Source organism: Ruegeria sp. AK4, from assembly GCF_056541025.1.
This window is the reverse complement of the sequence record NZ_JBQFXS010000003.1, coordinates 279,186-296,170: the sequence shown is the minus strand read 5'-3', so window position 1 is coordinate 296,170 and position 16,985 is coordinate 279,186. Positions and strand designations below refer to the sequence as shown.

Below are 16,985 nucleotides of genomic sequence, written 5' to 3'. Positions count from 1 at the left end.
TTGTGTTGAACCGGCACAGGCGTATTGATTGAAAGCCCTGTATCCAAATCAAAGGGCAACTTTGGAGTAACGAGACCCGTGTCGAGCAGATTTGGCCTGAAGCACATTATTGTCCTGTCCCTGATGACCGTTTTGTCGGCCTGCGCGACCCGACCCCCTGAAAACGCCCCCCCGGGCGAGGTTTTTGACCCGTATGAGGGGAACAACCGCGCGGTCCACAAATTCAACCTTGGGGTTGACCGGTTTCTTTTCCGCCCGGCCTCGAAAGGTTATGTGAAGATCGTTCCCGACCCGATGGTGACAAGCTTCAGCACATTTGCCGAAAACATTTCTCTTCCCGGTCAGGCGCTTGACTATCTGCTGCAGGGCAATCCGAAACAGACCGGCAACGCCTTGTTGCGATTTGTCATCAACATGACCGTGGGCGGTTTCGGCCTGTCTGCGCCCGCCGATGAGCTGAACCTGCCGCCGGTGGACACCGATTTTGGCGAAACCCTGCATGTCTGGGGCGTTGGCGAAGGGGCCTATGTCGAACTGCCCTTCTACGGTCCCTCGACCCAGCGGGATGCGATCGGCGTTGTGGTCAACCTGTTCTCGAACCCGATCAATTTCAGCCCGACCCGCCCGGTGGACAATATCGGCGTTTACGCCGAGGTTGTGCGGCGCATGGGCGACCGGGGCCGGTTCTCGGACACGGTCGACTCGATTCTGTATGACAGCGCAGACAGTTACGCGCAGGCCCGGCTGATCTATCTGCAAAATCGCCGCTTTGAACTGGCAAGAGATGATGAGGACGCCTATCTGGGGCTATACAGCGATCCCTATGCAGAAATCGGGACCGACCCAGTCAGAGACCCCTATCTTGACCCCTACGAGGACCCATATGCCGAATAACGCATTGAACCGACGTGGATTTATAGCCGCAGGCCTGGCACTGGCCGTCCTGCCCCTGCCCGCCTTCGCCCAGACCGAAGCCAGCGCCAAGGCGCTGGTCGACAGTGTGGTTACCGAAATCAACCGGGTGATCGACTCCGGCAAATCCGAAAACGCCATGCTGCGCGATTTCGAGAAGATTTTCGTGCAATATGCCGATGTGCCGATCATGGCCCGCTATGCATTGGGCGCGGATGCCCGCACCGCAAGCCCGGCGCAGCTGCGGCGATTCACCAAGGCGTTTCAGGGCTATATCTCGCGCAAATATGGCCGCCGGTTCCGCGAGTTTATCGGTGGTGAGGTGAATGTCCGCAACGCCCGCAAGATCAAGGCGGGGTACGAGGTCAGAACCTCGGTCAAGCTGCGCGGGTCTTCTCCGTTCGATGTGACCTTTCTGGTCTCGGACAAATCCGGGCGCGACAAGTTCTACAACATGTTCATCGAGGGCGTGAACCTGCTGCTGACCGAGCGCACCGAGATCGGCGCGATGCTGGATGCCCGCAAAGGCAACCTGAACCAGTTGATCAAGGATCTGGACCGGACCAGCTGATCTGTTTGCTCCGCCCGGTCAGAGGCCGGATTGATGTCCTGTGAACGGTGCTGCGGTTCTCGCAGCCAATTGCCGGGCCGATGACATTCCCGATGCGCCGCTCTGGTTTTCGGACCGGTGCATCACGCAGTCATTCTTGCCCATTAGGTTGCCAAATCTGAAGGTCCTTCAGACGGTTACCCGGCTCAAGAACCGACAACCCGCAGCCGTCAGACCCTGTCCAACTCTGACCTCCCCCAATCCACCGCCGTTCAGCGCGAGCTAGGGCATGTAGCTGCGCACCAATGCGCTGGCGATCAAGGCCCACCCATCCGCAATCACGAAAAACGCCAGCTTGAATGGCAGGGAGACGATGGCCGGGGGCACCATCATCATGCCCATCGACATCAGGACGGCAGCAACCACCAGATCGATGATCAGGAACGGCAGGAAGATCAGAAACCCGATCTGAAAGGCGCGGGCGATCTCGGACAGCATGAAGGATGGCATCAGAACCGACAGAGGGGCCTGCGGCGACAGGGCCAGCGCGTCCCCTTCGGGGCGCAGGGCGGCCATCGCGTAGAATGTGTCCGCATCCAGCCTGGCCGCCATAAACTCCCGGAACGGGATCAGGGCGCGTTCCAAGGCCGGTTCAACCTCCATCCGTTCTTCCAGCATCGGGCGGATGCCGGTGGTCCAGGCCTCGGTGAAAACGGGGTCCATGATGAAATAGGTCAGAAACAGCGCCAGGCTGACGATCAGCATGTTGGGCGGCGATTGCTGCAGCCCGATCCCCTGCCGCAGGATGGCCAGAACGGTGATCAGAAACGGAAAGCAGGTGATCATGATGGCCAGCCCCGGCGCGAGGCTGAGCACGGTGATCAGCAGGATCAACTGGACCGTCCGGGCCGAGATCGACCCGCCTTCGCCCAGCGACAGCGTCACCTCCTGCGCCATGGCCAGTGACGGCGTCAGCACGAGGACCGCGCAGGCCAGCCAGATCAGGGGGCGCATCACCCGATCCCGTTTTGCAGATCGGCTATTTCCGTCAGGCGCACAGCAAGCTGACCGGCCTGTTCGCCCTCCATCTCCTCCAGCAGGCCGCGGGCGACCAGCTGGTCTCCGACATATAGATCGACCGGATCCTCGATCCGTTTGTCGAGCGTCAGCACCGCGTTCTCGCCCATGTTCAGCAGGTCGCGGATCAGCGGGCGGGCGCGGCCGACCGAGACTGTCACTTCGATGGGCACCGAGTCGAACGGGTTGGGTTTCTGCTGTGTCGGGGTCTGGGGGTCACTCATTTGCCAATGCCTCGTTTGCTTCAAATGCGTACGCTTCAAATGCCCCGGCGATCGACGCCAGTAGGGCGCTGCAATCAACCTCGCGCCGGGACATGCCAACCTGCAATCTCGCCTGACCGGCCTCCAGCGAGGGGTCCTCGATCACGCTGGGCGGCGGAGAGATTTCGCTGGGGATCAGGGATTGCACTGCCTCGCCCTGCCCCTCGGGCACCAGGATTTGTATAGGCTGCCCGATCTGCTCGCGGGCCATGCTGCACAGATGTTCGACCACCCGTGTGCCAAGGCCCTTGTCGAGACTCTCGGGCAGAACAGCGCGGACCAGGCTTTGGAACATGGGTTCCAGAGACAGCGTCATGCGCGACAGCGCCTCGTGATGGGTGAAGGACATGTCCTGCAGCGCCTGCCCCAGTTCGGCGGACAGGCGGGTCCGGCTTTGTTCCTGCGCCTGAACCGCATCTTCCCATCCCGCGCCATAGCCCTGTTCGAAGGCCGCCAGCCGGTGTTCTTCGAGCGTATCGTCGTTCAGAACGTGAACCCTGCCATCCGCCGATGCGGTTGCGAAATCCTCTAGAAGATGAGCGATGGTCATCACACGTGCTCCTCACCCTCTTCCAGCCAGCTGCGCAGAATCTCGACCGTCTCTTCCTGCTTGTCGCCGATCATCGCCCGCAGCCGCTCCACCGGGTCTTCTGCAACTGCGCCTAAGGTCGGAACATCGGCCTGAGCCGGCAATTGCGCAAAGCCGGACCCGTCGTCCGTCGCAATCTCTCCGGTCAGAACATTGGTGTCCTCAGTGCCCGATGCTGCGGGCAGCAATGCCGGGGCCTCAGCGGGTTTCATCAGGATCGGGCGGATCACGAACAGGGCCAGAACCAGCGAGACAAGCGCCAGAACCACCATCTGGATCAGCGACATCGCATCCAGATGGATGTTCTGCCACACAGATGCCGAGACCAGCGTCCCCTGCGGCTCAACCGCTGGCAGGTCCAGGGATTTCAGTGTGATCACATCCCCCCGCGCCGCGTCGAACCCGACGGCAGAGGCGACCAGTTCTTCCAGCGCCTCAAGTTCTGCCTGCGGCAATGGGGCGAAACTTTCCGCGCCCGCCGTATCCACCACACGGGTTCCGTTAACCAGCACCGCAACCGTCAGCCGCTTGATGGCACCGGGGGCAGTGTGAACCTCAAGCTCGGTTTCCGAGACCTCGTAATTCACCCGCTCTCGGGTCTGCGTGGCGGTCGAATTGGATTCGTCCCCGCCCGCACCGTCCCCATCCGGCAAGTTCGAGGCCACCGTGACGTCGGAGGACTGGTTTCGGGCGCTGTCAGAGCGTTCTTCAACGTCGGTGCTGATCGCCACCCGGCCTTTCGGGTCAAACCGCCGCTCACGGATCGATTCCGTCTTTGTCACCGTATCGACACTGACCTCGACAACCGCATTGCCCGCACCCACACGCGCCTCGACCAGCCGCAGGACCCGTTCGCGCAACTTGCGCGACTTGTCGTCAGCGGTGTCGGCTGCCACAGCAGTTTCCTGCCCCCCGATAACGGACCCGTTCGAATCGATCACCGTGACGTTTTCCGGGGCCAGACCACTGACGGCAGAGGCCACCAGAAACCGAATGGCCTTGGCCTGATCACCGGTGATCTGCCCGCCCGAGGGCACCAGATAGACCGAGGCCGTCGGGGCCACGCTGCGCTGAAACGGGTTGGCCGATCCGTTGGCGATGTGAACGCGCGCCTGGCTGACATGGGGGCTGCCGACGATGGTGCGCGCCAATTCCCCTTCTTTCGCGCGCCAATAGGCGGCATCGAACATCTGAGACGTGGTGCCAAAGCCGCTGAGGGAATCCAGCAGCTCGTACCCCCGATTGCCATTCGCAGGCAGCCCCTCGCTGGCGAGGGTCATGCGCAGCTCATCCCGCTGCCCGCCCGGAACATAGATCGACCCGCCGCGAATCTCATACGGAACACCGCGCTGATCCAGCGATCGGACGATATCGCCCGCAGCACCGCTTTCGAGCTCCGCATATAACAGGGTCATAGACGGAGCGCTCACCACGCGCGACAGCCCGAGAACCCCCAGAAACACCAGCACCGCCGCACCGGCAACGATGATTTGTTTTCGCCTGTCCAACCCGGCCCAGACAGTTCCGATCTGCTGCACGCTCACCTCCGACTCACCGGCGTTCTGCCCGGTGCACCTCTTGTTTGGACGATTGCCCTTAACAATCGGTTAGTCCCTGCGGGGTTATGACGGATGCACCAGAAACGGATGAGGACGTCATGACAGACGCAACTGCCGAACAGGCTGAGGCCCCTGAAAAGAAGGGCAAGAAGGGATTGGTCACCGGGGTGATTCTCGCCGTGATCGGGGCTGCGGGCGGGTATGGCCTGACGTCTTTCGGGCTGATTCCCTTTGCGGGAAAGGGCAATGAAACAGGCGCCTTTGCAAGCGATGCGAAGACGCCGCCGGATGCCCTTGCCGATGTTGGTTTCGTCAACCTGCCGCCGGTGGTCGTATCGGTGAATGCGGGCGGTTCGCGCCATCTGAAATTTCACGCGCAGCTGGAAGTCAACGCCCCGTACATCGCTGATGTGGAAAAAATGCTGCCGCGAATCATGGACGTTCTGAACGGCTATCTGCGGGCAATCGAAGCCGCGGATATCGAGGAACCTCTGGCGCTGATTCGCATCCGCGGGCACCTGCTGCGGCGCATTGCGATTGTTGTGGGCGAGGGCCGCGTGCGCGACGTGCTGGTCATGGAATTTGTACTGAATTAGGAGGCGGAATTGGAGCTGATTGCGGATATTTTGCTGGTCGCAGGCGCGCTGGGGGCGGGGCTTTACTGTTTTGTCCTGTCACGGCGGCTCAGACGGTTCACCGATCTTGAACAAGGCGTCGGCGGGGCGGTTGCGGTTCTGTCTGCGCAGGCGGACGCGTTGAAGAAATCTCTGGACGGGGCGCGGTCTGCATCGGACCGGTCTGGGGACGCGCTGAAAGGTCTGACCGAACGGGCCGAGTCGGTGGCTCAGCGGTTGGAGCTGATGATGGCCTCGATGCATGACGTCATCCCGGAGGAGGAACCGGAGGCGGAGCAGCCTGAAACAGCGGACCAGCCCAAGGATCAGTCCGAAAGCCAGGACGAACAGGCGGACGGCCCGCAGGAAACCGGGCCGAACACTAATGAGCCAACGGAAGACACCAAGGCGAAGCCCGCCGAACCGGTTGCGCCGGATCCGCCAACGAAGGCCCCCGAAGGGCTGATGTTCTTCCGTCATGACCGAAAACGGCAAGAGGCTGCGGAATGACGGGTCGCCGGACCGCCAACAGACGTCCGCGCAGCGGCGTCCTGACGTTGATCTCATTCCTGATGATCGGCTCTGCCGCGATTCGGGTGGGGCTTGAAGCGGGGCCGGCTTTGGCAAAAACGGCCGAGCCGCCAAAGGTCGAAGGCCCCCCAGCGACGACTGACAACCGGGATCTTCAGGTGGTTCTGACCGAACTCCTGCGCCGTGAAGCGCAGGTGAAGGAACGCGAGGATGCGTTGCGTGACAAGGAAAGGGCGCTGGAGATTGCGGATCAGGCCATCGAAACCCGCCTGACCGCTTTGATTGAGGCCGAAGAAGCCCTGCGCTCAACGCTGGCCGTTGCGGACAAAGCCGCCGAAACCGATCTGACGCGGCTGACCGAAGTTTACCAGAGCATGAAGCCAAAAGACGCCGCTGACCTATTCGAAAACATGGACCCGACATTCGCGGCGGGCTTCCTGGCGCGGATGCCTGCGGATGCGGCGGCTGGCGTGATGGCAGGCCTCAGCCCCGAAGCCGCCTATACTATCAGTGTCGTCATGGCCGGGCGCAATGCCCGTGCCCCGCAGGAGTAGACGCCCGTGCCCCTCAAACCTGAACAGGACCTTGCCGGAGATCACACATGATTGGAATCGTTGGGATTGTCGTCATTTTCGTCATGGTGTTCGGCGGCTATCTGGCCGCTGGCGGCAAGATGACTATTATTCTGAAATCCCTGCCCTTCGAGATGATGATGATCGGCGGCGCGGCGGTCGGCGCGTTTCTGATCAGCAACGACATCGGCGGCATCAAGCATACGATCAAGGATATGGGCAAAGTCTTCAAAGGCCCGAAATGGAAGCCCGAGGATTACCGCGACTTGCTGTGCTTGCTGTTTTCGCTGATCCGCATTGCCCGTGCCAACCCTGTCGATGTCGAGCAGCATATCGAAGACCCGGAAAACTCGACCCTGTTTTCCGCCTATCCCAGGATTCAGGCCGATAAAGAGGCGGTGGATCTGATCTGCGACACGATGCGGTCCGCCGCGATGAATTACGACGATCCGCATCAGGTCGAGGAAGTTCTGGAAAAGCGGATGGAAGCGAATTTCCATCACGCCATGCATTCCAGCCACGCGCTGCAGACGGTGGCGGATGGCCTGCCGGCCTTGGGTATCGTCGCGGCGGTTCTGGGTGTGATCAAGACCATGGGCTCGATCGATCAACTGCCGGAAGTGCTGGGAAAACTGATCGGCGGCGCTCTGGTTGGCACGTTTCTGGGCGTGTTTCTGGCCTACGGGCTGGTCGGACCCTTTGCCGGAAAACTGAAAAACGTGGTCGAGGAAGACAACCATTTCTACCAGCTGATCAAAGAGGTTCTGGTTGCAAACCTGCACAACCACAACGCCGCCATGTGCATCGAGGTGGGTCGCCAGAACACGCCAACCCATAACCGACCGGGCTTTACCGAGCTGGAAGATGCGTTGAAAGAGCTCAAGCAGGCGGCAGCATGACGCGGTTGGGCACATTGGCCGCGGTTCTGATCGCGGCTGCGACAGGCGCGCTATCTAAGGAAGTGACGGTCCGCTCTGGTGAGCATGATGGCTTTACGCGATTGGTGGTGAACGTGCCTCCGGATACGGGCTGGACGCTGGCGCAACGTAAAAACGGCGCGCGGCTGACCCTCGCGCTGGACGAGGTCACGTTTCACACCGACTCGGTTTTCAGCCGGTTGACGACTGAACGGCTGGATTCGGTATCGCAGGTCCGGCCCGGATCACCCCTCGAGCTGGAGTTCGGGTGCGATTGCGTGGCCTCGGCGTTTCTGTTCCAGAACAAAATGATCGTATTGGATATCGCGCCGGGGAAATTCCTGCCACCCGTGATCGCAGGCCTCCCACCGCCCGTTTTTGGGCAGGGCGCGCCGCAGCAGGCGTTGCGGAAAACACCTGATCCGATATCGCAACTTGATCTGCCCCTTCTGAACCTGAACCGGCAGGGTTTTGTGGATCAACTCTCTGCCCGGCTGTTGCAGGGGGCTGACCGGGATATTCTGGATTTGAACCTGGCCACCATGGGGCCCCGGACCTCATTCGCGCGCGAAAGCGTTGCGGTGCCATACGAACCGGGTGCAAACGTCAACCTGTCTTCAATCCTTGATGAGCTTCCCGGCCTGCTTGGCGCAAGTTTACTGCAGATCGACACCGAACCCGCCTGTATCCCGGACGCGGATCTGGGATTGGCAAACTGGTCCGATGGGCGCCCTTTCCCGGTCCAGGCCTCGGCATTACGGGCCGGGCTGTTTCAGGAGTTTGACCGCGTCGACGAAGCGCGGGCGCTAAAGCTTGCCAAACTCTACGCGTTTCACGGTTTCGGTGCCGAGGCAATCCGGGTTCTGGACCTGTTGCAGGATCCTGCGCAGGAAACGCAGTGGATTTCCACAATCGCCAGGATTGTCGACGAGCAAACAGTGACCGGGCAGTTCCCATTCAGCGGATTGCAGAAATGCGAAGGCGACGTGGCGCTTTGGGCCGCTCTGGCGGAACAGGCCTTGGCCCCGGACGCCCGCGTCGAAGCCATCGAACAGTCCTTTGCGCGCTTGCCGGACCATCTACGCCGCAACCTTGGGGCAAGACTGGCCACGATCCTTGTCGATGGGCAGCAGACCGAGGCCGCGCGGCGGATTCTGCGTTCGGTCGACCGTCTGGGCGGCGAACCCCGGCCAACCGTCCAACAGGTCAAGGCGCAGGTCGCAGAGGCGGAAGGGCAGGATGGGCGGGCTGAGTCCCTGTTGACGGAAGTTGTCACATCGCCGGATGCAGCCCTCGATGCGCCTTTGGCACTGGCCCGGCTGGTCGAGAAACGTTGGGTTGATCGCGGTTCGGTCTCGGCGCAAGAGCTTGGTCTGGCCGCCGCCTACGCGACCGAGTATCGCCGATCAGAGCTTGCCGCGATGACCGCCAGAACGCATGCGATTGCGCTTGGTCTGGGTCAGGAGTTTGATCAGGCATTTGATCTGATCAACGCCCTGCCCAAGGATGCAGATTTTCCGGGAACTTTGAACAGACACCTGCAGGTGCTGGCTGAACGGTCGGATGACATCACCTTCTTAAGGCAGGCATTTGCGGTGCTCGCCGATTTCCCGGACGAACTGTCCACGGACGCTGCGGTTGCCCTGTCCGACCGCCTTGCTGCGCTTGGGTTTCCGGCGCAGGCTTTTGATCTTGCCAACAGGCAGCAGGACCGGGTCAGGCGATTTGAACGGGCGCGCTTGCGGGCACGGGCTGCCATTTCGAACAACCGTCCGCATCAGGCGATGCTGGAGCTTGCGGATGATCCGTCCGAGCACGCGGCGCGGCTAAGGGTTCAGGCCATGGCCGCTGCCGGAGACTACGCCGGGGCTGGTGATTTGCTGTTGGGTCTGGGCGATACCCAAGCCGCCGACCGTTACTTTTGGTTGACCGATTTGCCAGAACGGGTGGGCGCGGAGGGAAAATACGCAGTGCTGACCGAAACGACACAGGCATTATCTGAACCGCCGATCCGTCTGCCGGACACGCCGCTGGCGGATGCGGCGGGCCTGCTAGAAGACAGCCGGAAGACACGGCAAAGGATTTCAGGCCTGTTCGCAGATATCCAACAGCAATAGGGCCGAGACACAGGCCCGTTTCGCTTATCCCTCTACGAGGTCAAGATGCAGGTGGGGCAAATAAAAGCTCTGCGAGCTCCGCATAGCGAGACCCGGTTCTGGTCCAGCCAAGGATTGCAGCGCAGATGGCGTCGGCGCGCTCGGTGCCGATAACGGGGGATGCGAATTGCATGTATTTTGCGATGATCTCGTCTTTGGTCAGCGGATCTTCTGCCCCTCCGCGGGCGGGAATGTCACCTGATTTCAGGACGCGGCCATCGGTTGTGGTGACCTCGACATCCGCCCATCGGCCCTGCGGGAACCGTGCGTTGTGACCTTCGCTTTCGGCGACACTGATCTTTGGTATCAAATCCGCAACGGCGGGGTCCGACAGGCCCTTGCCCGAGATGTGTTCGACCCCGATCCGCCCATGCACAGCCTGAACGGCGACCGCGAAGGGCAGCGAATACTGCGCCTGGGACGTGGTTTCCGGCAGGCCCGCAAACAGACAGGCGGCTTGCCGGAAGCTGTTGATATGGATCGCACCGATCTGCGCTGCGGTCAGACCATGTTCCAGCATCACGGCGCGGACGGCGTCGATTGCGGCATGAGCCCAGCGGCAGATCGGATAGGGTTTGATGTATTGATGCTCGACCTGCCAGACGTCACCCAGATCGGCCCAGTGGGGCGCGGCCTCTTCGGCCTCGATGGTGATGGCGGGCGCGCCGGTAAAGCCCTGCTCGGCCAGAACGGCGGCCGAGATTCCGACCAGCGCACCCCATCCGGACCCGTCATGCAGCATGGTGGGGTTGGCAATCTCGCGCATCATCTGGCTGCGGGGGCCGTGATATTCGGCGATGCCCATCGCCTGCCGCATCTGATCCGGCGTCTGCCTGCGCAGCCGCGCGGCCATGGCCACCACGCCCAGCGCATTCCACGCACCGGATGTGTGGTAGTCGCTGACGCTGGCATGCAGTGACAGCCCGGCGCGCCCGGCAATTTCATAGCCGGTGATCACGGCCGCCAAGGCCTCGGGGCCGGTCAGATCCGGGCGATGTTCGGCAAGGGCGGCAAGGGCGGGCAGGACCACGACGCCGATATGGCCTTTGACCGGATTGTACCCGTCATGACCGTCCAGATTGTCGGTCTGGGTGGCGGCAGCATAGGCCGCACCCGCCATGCTGACCGCGCGCCCGTCAAACAGCATGCGCACAGAGAACGCCGGATCGGTGCTGCCATAAAGCAGCGCCGCCGTGTCGCGTGCGATCACCCCGGCCTGCATCGGGCCCGAGGCGATCAGGATGCCCATCGTATCCAGCATCAACAGCGCGGCGGCCTGGCGCGCGCTTTCGGGCATATCCTCTACCGACCGGTTGAGCGCAAAGTCAGCGACGCGGGCGAAGGTATCGGTCACTTGGCCCCCTCCATCACCGGCTGAACGTCACGCAAGCGCAGGCCCTTTGGATCGAACGGCGGCTCGGACAGCACCCTGGCCGTGTGCGGCTTGCCGAGGATGAATATCTCGACCGTGTCACCGGGACCGGCCACTTGCGGATCGGCGTATCCAATCGCCAGCGACTTTCCGACCGAATATCCAAACGCGCCCGAGGTCACGCGCCCGACAGGTTTGCCACCCGGTGTGAAGATCGGCTCGCCCCCGGCGGCGTCGGCATCCACGGCGTCAACCTCAAAGATCGACAGAACCTCGCGCGCGGGGTTGTCTTTGACGGACAGATAGGCGTCTTTGTGCAGGAAATCCTTGTCCAGCTTGATCAGGCCGGACAGGCCGACTTCTTGCGGCCAGTATTCCTGAGAATACTCCCGGCCCCAGGACCCATAGCCCTTTTCGATGCGCAAGGATCCCAGTGCACGACCGCCGACAGGGCCGCCGCCCAGCGTCTTTGCAGCGTCCAGAAGCGCGGAATAGAGCCTGATCTGGTCAGCTTCGGCGCAATGCAGCTCCCACCCCAGATCGCCGGTGAAACTGACGCGGATGGCCAGACACGTCACCCCGGCGACGTCGATGGTCTGCGAGCGCATGAAGCGGAACGCCTGGTTCGACAGGTCCGCATTGGTCAGTCTTTGCAGCAAATCGCGGGATTTTGGCCCGGCCACGTTGAAACCCGCGATGCGGTCGGTTGCGACCTCGAACGAAGTGCCTTCGGGCAGGTCGACCATGTTGAAGAAGCGCTGATGATAGCGCTCGGCCATGCCTGAGCCGATCATCATATACGCGTCCTCAGCGGTCTTGGTGATGGTGAAATCGCCCGCGACACCGCCCCGGACCGAGATCATCGGGGTGAGGCAGGACCGCCCCACCTCGGTCGGGACATGGTTGGCGACAAGGCGGTCCAGCCAGTCCCGCGCGCCGGGGCCCTTGATCACGTAATTGGTGAAATTCGAGATATCGATGACGCCGACTGTGTCGCGCAGCATCCGGACCTCTTGCCCCGCAGGCTCCCACCAGTTCTGGCGGGTAAAGCCGTTGGTTTCCTGCGCACCCGGCTGATCGGCGAACCACAGCGGATGTTCCCAGCCGCAGTTCAGGCCAAAGACGCAGCCCATCTGCTTCTGCATCTCATAGGCCGGGCGCACACGGGCGGGACGACCGGCGCTGCGTTCTTCGTTCGGGAAATGGATGGCGAAACGGTGGGTGTACTGATCTTCGACCCGCGCCTTGGTAAAGGCCTTGTCGGCCCAGTCGCCAAACCGGGCCAGATCCCAGGCGAACATGTCATATTGCGGCTCGCCCTCGATCATCCATTGCGCCGCCAGCAGGCCGAGGCCACCGGATTGCGAAAAGCCCGGGATGATCCCGGTGCAGCAGAAATAGTTCTGCAATTCCGGTACCGGACCCCACAGCGCGTTGGCGTCCGGCGACCAGATCATCGGGCCGTTGATCACCCGCTTCACCCCGGCGGTGGCCGCCACCGGCACGCGCTCGGTGGCGCGGATAACGTTTTCCATGATCCGGTCCAGATCGTCGGGGAACAGATCATGGGCGAAATCCAGCGGCGTGCCGTTTTCGGCCCAGAACCGCATGTCTTTCTCATAAGCGCCGATCAGCAGGCCGTTGCCTTCCTGCCGGAAGTAATACTCGCCATCCCGGTCGGCGATAGAGGGCAGGCGGCGGCCGATCGCGGCGACCTCATCAATTGCATCCGTGACGAAATACTGGTGTTCGGTCGGCTGCAGGGGCAGCTCAAGCCCCGCCAGTGCCGCAACTTCGCGCCCCCACAGACCCCCTGCGTTAACAACCCATTGCGTGTGGATGTCGCCCTTTTCCGTGCGCACGATCCACGAGCCGTCGGGCTGCGGATCAGTGCCTGTTACGGGGCAAAACCGCTCAATCGTGGCCCCCATCGCCCGCGCCCCGGCGGCATAGGCATGGGTCACGCCCGAAGGGTCCACATTGCCGCCATCGGGTTCGAACATGATGCAGCGGATGTCATCGAACTGCGCCAGCGGGTGCAGTTCCCTGGCCTGCTCGCGGCTGATTTCATGAAAGTTCAGCCCGTAAAACCGCGCCTTGGCTTCCTGCAGGCGCAATTGCTGTTCCCGTTCCTCGGTCTGCGCCAGATACAGCGAGCCGGGCTGGAACACGCCACAGCCCTGCCCGGTTTCCTGCTCAAGCTCTTTATACAGGTTCATCGTATAGTGCTGGATGCGGGTGACGTTGTTGTTGTCGTGCAGCCCGTGGATACCGGCGGCGGCGTGCCAGGTCGAGCCGCTGGTCAGTTCGTCCCGTTCCAGCAGGACCACATCGGTCCAGCCAAGCTTGGCCAGATGGTACAGGATCGAGCAGCCAACCAGCCCCCCTCCGATCACAACGGCCTGAGCGTGGGTTTTCATGGGTTTGCTCTCCTCATGCGCAACATTGCCCTGCGGCAAAGTCAGCCACAGGCCTGCGGCAGCTTATGCTCTGTTCCCGACGCAAAATGTCGGTAAAGGCGTGTCCAACAGCGGAAACAAGCGCAGCGTAGGCGGATCGCCGCCTTTCGCCGTGCCGCGCACGACGCGGTGAGCAGTTGTGAGTTGAAATGACCTGCGCTGATTCTTTCATTGACCTCAAGGCACGGAAAACCGTGCGGAACAGGTCGGAACGCGACGGGACAGGCTGGGTCAGAAAGCGGTGAAAACCGCCGGGATCAGCGGAATTCTTGAAAAAGTTCCTAAAATGTTCTATATTTGTTCTGCAAGGATGTCCAAGGCGGAACGGAGGTATCTGAGCCATGACCAACGCTGCCCGTCAAAGCTGGTACGACGCACCCAGCAACGATTATCACATGCTGCCTGTCACCGATCGGCAGATGCGCTATGCCCGCGCCATCGCGCAGCAATCGGCGCTGGAAATCCCGGTCGAGGCGCAGCGCGACCGCCGGTCTCTGTCGAACTGGATTTCGGCGCACAAGCCCAGCGCCACCTCGCAATTCGACAATTATCCGACGGGCAAACAGGTGGCCTTTGCCGAGCGTATCTCGCGCAGCAAGCGCCGCCCGATCCCGTCCGAATGTTTTCGCGACAAGCAGATGATGTCGCGCTGGATCGATCAGAACAAATAGGGCGCTACTTGCCGTGGTTGCGCGCATAAAGCGCGACGGCGGCGGCCACGAACATCCCCAGCAGGATATAGCCCGTCACCGCCTCGGACACCGCAAGCGCCCGGCACAGCCCGGTCGGGGCCATGTCGCCATAGCCGACCGTGGTGAAGGTAACGTACGAAAAATACAGGATATCCGCCGGACCGCGCGCGCCGACCACGCAATTGTCGTGGTACCCGAACGCGCCGTAGGCGGCGGCAAACAGGAAGGGCACGACCTGAATAAAGGACACGCCCATCAGAAACAGCAGCCTGCGCGGGGATTTTACCTGGGTCATGTAGAACCAGGATTGCGACACGACCCACACCACCAGCCCTATCGAAGCGATGGTTCCGATCGTATCGCCCGCGGCTGCCTCGCTCAGGCGCGACAGGCCGAACCACGCGAGAAAACTGGCCAGGATCATCCCGGCCGCCGCCATAAGCGTCGATTTCCATTCGTCGAAAGTTGCGGGGTCGCGGGACATTTCTGCTCCATCTTGCTGGCCTGCCCCGGATATTCCGGTTTCCGGCGCAGGCCCGCAAGTTGAATTCAGTCTGATCCCAGATGTTCATCCCCGCGTGCCCGCGCCAGCAGAATCTGCTTTTGCCGCTCGCGGAAGCGCATCTTGTCCGCCTCGGAGGTCTCGTTGATGCATCGGTGGCAGGACACGCCGTGCTCGTATTCGGGCCGCTTTACATCTTCGGGCAGGATCGGGCGGCGGCAGCCATGGCACAGCTTATGCGGCCCCTCGACCAACCCGTGCCCGACCGAAACGCGGTTGTCGAACACGAAACACTCGCCCTGCCAGGTGCTGTCTGCGGCGGGCATTTCCTCGAGATAGCGCAGGATGCCGCCTTTGAGGTGATAGACATCCTCGACCCCCTGCCCCAGCAGGAAGTTGGTGGATTTCTCGCAGCGGATACCGCCGGTGCAGAACATCGCGACGCGCTTGTTGTGGAAGCGGTCCTTGTTGTCCTCCCACCAGGCCGGGAAATCGCGGAAACTGGCTGTTTCAGGGTCTATTGCGCCCTCAAACGTACCAATCGCCACCTCGTAATCGTTGCGGGTATCGATCACCACCACATCGTCCTGACGGATCAGATCGTTCCAGTCCTGCGGTTCGACATAGTTGCCGACACGGGCGCGCGGGTCGATATCCGGCTGACCCATGGTCACGATCTCTTTCTTCAGCCGGACCTTCATCTTGCCAAAGGGCGGGTGATCGGCGGTGGCCTCTTTCCACTCCAGCCCGGCACATCCCGGCAAGGCGCGGATATGGGCCAGCACCGCATCGATCCCGGCACGCGGGCCGGCGATGGTGCCGTTGATCCCCTCCTGCGCCAGCAACAGGGTGCCTTTTACCGAAGCAGTGCGGCACAGGTCCAACAGCGGGTCGCGCAGCGCGGCGTGATCCGGAAAGCGGGTAAAGTGATACAGGGCAGCGATTGTGTACATGCGCGCGGTCTAAACCCGCCGCGCCAGAGTCGCAAGGGACCGCATTGACGCCCGGCCCGCAGCCCCCTACCGATACGGTTGTGCAAGGAGACCGCCATGACCCACGCCCTGATCGTAATCGACGTCCAGAACGATTTCTGCCCCGGCGGCGCGCTGGCGGTGGCCGGAGGGGACGAGGTTGTCGCCCCGATCAACGCCATGATGGACCAGTTCGATGCGGTGATCCTGACGCAGGACTGGCACCCGGCAACCCATTCGTCCTTCGCCAGTTCACATGACGGCAAAGACCCGTTCGACATGACCGAGATGCATTACGGCCCGCAGGTGCTGTGGCCCGATCACTGCGTCCAGGGCACCGAGGGGGCCGATTTTCACCCCGATCTGCACACCCATGCCGATCTGGTCATACGCAAGGGCTTCCGCCCGGGCATCGACAGCTATTCGGCGTTTTTTGAGAACGACCAGAAAACGCCCACCGGGCTCAAGGGCTATCTGGAATCGCGCGGGATCACCCACCTTACGATGGTCGGGCTCGCCACGGATTTCTGCGTGCATTTTTCAGCGGTTGACGCGGCAAGGCTCGGCTTTGAGGTCACCGTCAGGATGGATGCCTGCCGGGCCATCGACATGGACGGCTCGCTGGAAGCCGCCAAACAGGCCATGCGCGCGGCCGGGGTCAAACTGGCCTAAGGGGACGCACCCGCTGCTGCCAGATATTTCAGCAGCGCAAACAGCATGACGGCAATCCCAAGGGCGAACCCGATGCGCCCCGACAGGGGGCGGCGTTTCGGCTTTTCCTCGGCTTGGTTTGGTGAAACCCGGCGTGGTGCCGGGCGGATTACCCCGGCAGCGGGCCGCGCGCGCCTGACATGGTTCAGAAACTGCCACAGATCGAAATCGCCGCAATATTCGCCCTGCAGGCCCCGGCGTCGCATGTTGTCGAACAGATCGCGAAGAATCTGCAGCCGGTCGGCCAGATCCTCGGCCGGGAAAATGTCTGCCGCAATGCCGCTGCGCCGCGATTCCAGGCTGAACCCGGCATCCAGAAACATCGCACGGATTTTCGGCGACGTTCCCCGCAACGCATCCGCCGTCCGGATGTCGCGAAACACCGCGCGCACCGGGCGATCCGTGCCCGGCTGATCTCCTGCCTCGGCAGGATCGGTCTGGTCCTGTGCAACCTTTACAATGTCAAAATCGTACTCGAGACCCATTCACAAACTCAGTTCCGTCTTTCCATCCCCCACCTCACTAACCTGTGAAAACA

18 protein-coding genes are annotated in these 16,985 nt (G+C 61.9%); 9 read left to right on the top strand and 9 right to left on the bottom strand.

The genetic code is table 11. The features are described from left to right. The first annotated feature begins 123 nt into the window (after positions 1-123). The gene (locus tag ACR0EZ_RS07825; protein ID WP_480612402.1) at positions 124-894 is read left to right on the top strand and encodes an MlaA family lipoprotein; all 771 of its coding nucleotides are present in this window, start codon (positions 124-126) and stop codon (positions 892-894) included. Then, complete coding sequence (locus tag ACR0EZ_RS07820; protein ID WP_480612092.1) at positions 884-1,483, top strand: MlaC/ttg2D family ABC transporter substrate-binding protein; 600 nt, start codon at positions 884-886, stop codon at positions 1,481-1,483. Before ACR0EZ_RS07825 ends, ACR0EZ_RS07820 begins: the two co-directional genes overlap by 11 nt. 261 nt (positions 1,484-1,744) lie before the next feature. On the opposite strand, the gene fliP is transcribed toward ACR0EZ_RS07820, so the two are convergent. From fliP to fliF, 4 genes are read right to left on the bottom strand one after another with little or no spacing between them, the layout of a single operon-like run. Then, on the bottom strand, positions 1,745-2,476 hold the full coding sequence (gene fliP / locus ACR0EZ_RS07815; RefSeq protein ID WP_480612091.1) for a flagellar type III secretion system pore protein FliP: 732 nt from the start codon (positions 2,474-2,476) through the stop codon (positions 1,745-1,747). Continuing rightward, on the bottom strand, positions 2,476-2,763 hold the full coding sequence (locus ACR0EZ_RS07810) for a FliM/FliN family flagellar motor switch protein (protein WP_480612090.1): 288 nt from the start codon (positions 2,761-2,763) through the stop codon (positions 2,476-2,478). The genes fliP and ACR0EZ_RS07810 overlap by 1 nt, the downstream gene beginning before the upstream one ends. Continuing rightward, on the bottom strand, positions 2,756-3,352 hold the full coding sequence (locus tag ACR0EZ_RS07805; protein WP_480612089.1) for a FliH/SctL family protein: 597 nt from the start codon (positions 3,350-3,352) through the stop codon (positions 2,756-2,758). Before ACR0EZ_RS07805 ends, ACR0EZ_RS07810 begins: the two co-directional genes overlap by 8 nt. Next, positions 3,352-4,929 carry a flagellar basal-body MS-ring/collar protein FliF gene (gene fliF, locus ACR0EZ_RS07800; RefSeq protein ID WP_480612088.1) on the bottom strand — a complete coding sequence of 526 codons (1,578 nt, stop codon included), beginning with the start codon at positions 4,927-4,929 and terminating at the stop codon, positions 3,352-3,354. The genes ACR0EZ_RS07805 and fliF overlap by 1 nt, the downstream gene beginning before the upstream one ends. A gap of 119 nt (positions 4,930-5,048) precedes the next feature. On the opposite strand from fliF, the gene ACR0EZ_RS07795 reads away from it, so the two are divergent. The 5 genes from ACR0EZ_RS07795 to ACR0EZ_RS07775 are packed head-to-tail and all read left to right on the top strand — an operon-like array spanning position 5,049 to position 9,701. Further along, complete coding sequence (locus ACR0EZ_RS07795) at positions 5,049-5,546, top strand: flagellar basal body-associated FliL family protein (RefSeq protein WP_480612087.1); 498 nt, start codon at positions 5,049-5,051, stop codon at positions 5,544-5,546. A gap of 9 nt (positions 5,547-5,555) precedes the next feature. Then, positions 5,556-6,074 carry a hypothetical protein gene (locus ACR0EZ_RS07790; protein WP_480612086.1) on the top strand — a complete coding sequence of 173 codons (519 nt, stop codon included), beginning with the start codon at positions 5,556-5,558 and terminating at the stop codon, positions 6,072-6,074. Continuing rightward, positions 6,071-6,649, top strand: a complete 579-nt coding sequence (locus ACR0EZ_RS07785; RefSeq protein WP_480612085.1) for a MotE family protein — start codon at positions 6,071-6,073, stop codon at positions 6,647-6,649. The genes ACR0EZ_RS07790 and ACR0EZ_RS07785 overlap by 4 nt, the downstream gene beginning before the upstream one ends. Positions 6,650-6,696: 47 nt before the next feature. Further along, a complete protein-coding gene (gene motA / locus ACR0EZ_RS07780) occupies positions 6,697-7,566 on the top strand; it encodes a flagellar motor stator protein MotA (RefSeq protein ID WP_480612084.1) in 870 nt (289 codons plus the stop codon). Next, positions 7,563-9,701 carry a hypothetical protein gene (locus tag ACR0EZ_RS07775; RefSeq protein ID WP_480612083.1) on the top strand — a complete coding sequence of 713 codons (2,139 nt, stop codon included), beginning with the start codon at positions 7,563-7,565 and terminating at the stop codon, positions 9,699-9,701. Before motA ends, ACR0EZ_RS07775 begins: the two co-directional genes overlap by 4 nt. Before the next feature lie 40 nt (positions 9,702-9,741). On the opposite strand, the gene ACR0EZ_RS07770 is transcribed toward ACR0EZ_RS07775, so the two are convergent. Both ACR0EZ_RS07770 and ACR0EZ_RS07765 read right to left on the bottom strand, forming a co-directional pair. Continuing rightward, on the bottom strand, positions 9,742-11,094 hold the full coding sequence (locus ACR0EZ_RS07770; protein WP_480612082.1) for an MmgE/PrpD family protein: 1,353 nt from the start codon (positions 11,092-11,094) through the stop codon (positions 9,742-9,744). Further along, entirely contained in the window at positions 11,091-13,532 is a 2,442-nt protein-coding gene (locus ACR0EZ_RS07765; protein WP_480612081.1) for a GcvT family protein, read from the bottom strand. Before ACR0EZ_RS07765 ends, ACR0EZ_RS07770 begins: the two co-directional genes overlap by 4 nt. 380 nt (positions 13,533-13,912) lie before the next feature. On the opposite strand from ACR0EZ_RS07765, the gene ACR0EZ_RS07760 reads away from it, so the two are divergent. Continuing rightward, on the top strand, positions 13,913-14,242 hold the full coding sequence (locus ACR0EZ_RS07760; protein WP_480612080.1) for a hypothetical protein: 330 nt from the start codon (positions 13,913-13,915) through the stop codon (positions 14,240-14,242). A 4-nt stretch (positions 14,243-14,246) separates the two neighbouring features. On the opposite strand, the gene ACR0EZ_RS07755 is transcribed toward ACR0EZ_RS07760, so the two are convergent. After that, on the bottom strand, positions 14,247-14,747 hold the full coding sequence (locus ACR0EZ_RS07755) for a potassium channel family protein (protein ID WP_480612079.1): 501 nt from the start codon (positions 14,745-14,747) through the stop codon (positions 14,247-14,249). A 65-nt stretch (positions 14,748-14,812) separates the two neighbouring features. Further along, positions 14,813-15,718: an oxygen-dependent tRNA uridine(34) hydroxylase TrhO gene (trhO, locus tag ACR0EZ_RS07750; RefSeq protein WP_480612078.1), complete on the bottom strand. Its 906-nt coding sequence runs from the start codon at positions 15,716-15,718 to the stop codon at positions 14,813-14,815. A gap of 96 nt (positions 15,719-15,814) precedes the next feature. Here trhO and pncA point away from each other — a divergent pair, with 96 nt between their 5' ends. Next, complete coding sequence (gene pncA / locus ACR0EZ_RS07745) at positions 15,815-16,408, top strand: bifunctional nicotinamidase/pyrazinamidase (RefSeq protein WP_480612077.1); 594 nt, start codon at positions 15,815-15,817, stop codon at positions 16,406-16,408. On the opposite strand, the gene ACR0EZ_RS07740 is transcribed toward pncA, so the two are convergent. Continuing rightward, positions 16,405-16,932 (bottom strand): hypothetical protein, encoded by a 528-nt coding sequence (locus tag ACR0EZ_RS07740; RefSeq protein WP_480612076.1) that lies wholly within the window; start codon positions 16,930-16,932, stop codon positions 16,405-16,407. The genes pncA and ACR0EZ_RS07740 overlap by 4 nt on opposite strands. Positions 16,933-16,985: the final 53 nt, after the last annotated feature.

What these genes read in the sequence shown, in the direction of transcription:
- ACR0EZ_RS07825 (WP_480612402.1), top strand. Translation starts at nt 124, where the DNA reads ATGACCGTTTTGTCGGCCTGCGCGACCCGACCCCCTGAAAACGCCCCC.
- ACR0EZ_RS07820 (WP_480612092.1), top strand. Translation starts at nt 884, where the DNA reads ATGCCGAATAACGCATTGAACCGACGTGGATTTATAGCCGCAGGCCTG.
- fliP (WP_480612091.1), bottom strand. Translation starts at nt 2,476, where the DNA reads ATGCGCCCCCTGATCTGGCTGGCCTGCGCGGTCCTCGTGCTGACGCCG.
- ACR0EZ_RS07810 (WP_480612090.1), bottom strand. Translation starts at nt 2,763, where the DNA reads ATGAGTGACCCCCAGACCCCGACACAGCAGAAACCCAACCCGTTCGAC.
- ACR0EZ_RS07805 (WP_480612089.1), bottom strand. Translation starts at nt 3,352, where the DNA reads ATGACCATCGCTCATCTTCTAGAGGATTTCGCAACCGCATCGGCGGAT.
- ACR0EZ_RS07795 (WP_480612087.1), top strand. Translation starts at nt 5,049, where the DNA reads ATGACAGACGCAACTGCCGAACAGGCTGAGGCCCCTGAAAAGAAGGGC.
- ACR0EZ_RS07785 (WP_480612085.1), top strand. Translation starts at nt 6,071, where the DNA reads ATGACGGGTCGCCGGACCGCCAACAGACGTCCGCGCAGCGGCGTCCTG.
- motA (WP_480612084.1), top strand. Translation starts at nt 6,697, where the DNA reads ATGATTGGAATCGTTGGGATTGTCGTCATTTTCGTCATGGTGTTCGGC.
- ACR0EZ_RS07775 (WP_480612083.1), top strand. Translation starts at nt 7,563, where the DNA reads ATGACGCGGTTGGGCACATTGGCCGCGGTTCTGATCGCGGCTGCGACA.
- ACR0EZ_RS07765 (WP_480612081.1), bottom strand. Translation starts at nt 13,532, where the DNA reads ATGAAAACCCACGCTCAGGCCGTTGTGATCGGAGGGGGGCTGGTTGGC.
- ACR0EZ_RS07760 (WP_480612080.1), top strand. Translation starts at nt 13,913, where the DNA reads ATGACCAACGCTGCCCGTCAAAGCTGGTACGACGCACCCAGCAACGAT.
- ACR0EZ_RS07755 (WP_480612079.1), bottom strand. Translation starts at nt 14,747, where the DNA reads ATGTCCCGCGACCCCGCAACTTTCGACGAATGGAAATCGACGCTTATG.
- trhO (WP_480612078.1), bottom strand. Translation starts at nt 15,718, where the DNA reads ATGTACACAATCGCTGCCCTGTATCACTTTACCCGCTTTCCGGATCAC.
- pncA (WP_480612077.1), top strand. Translation starts at nt 15,815, where the DNA reads ATGACCCACGCCCTGATCGTAATCGACGTCCAGAACGATTTCTGCCCC.
- ACR0EZ_RS07740 (WP_480612076.1), bottom strand. Translation starts at nt 16,932, where the DNA reads ATGGGTCTCGAGTACGATTTTGACATTGTAAAGGTTGCACAGGACCAG.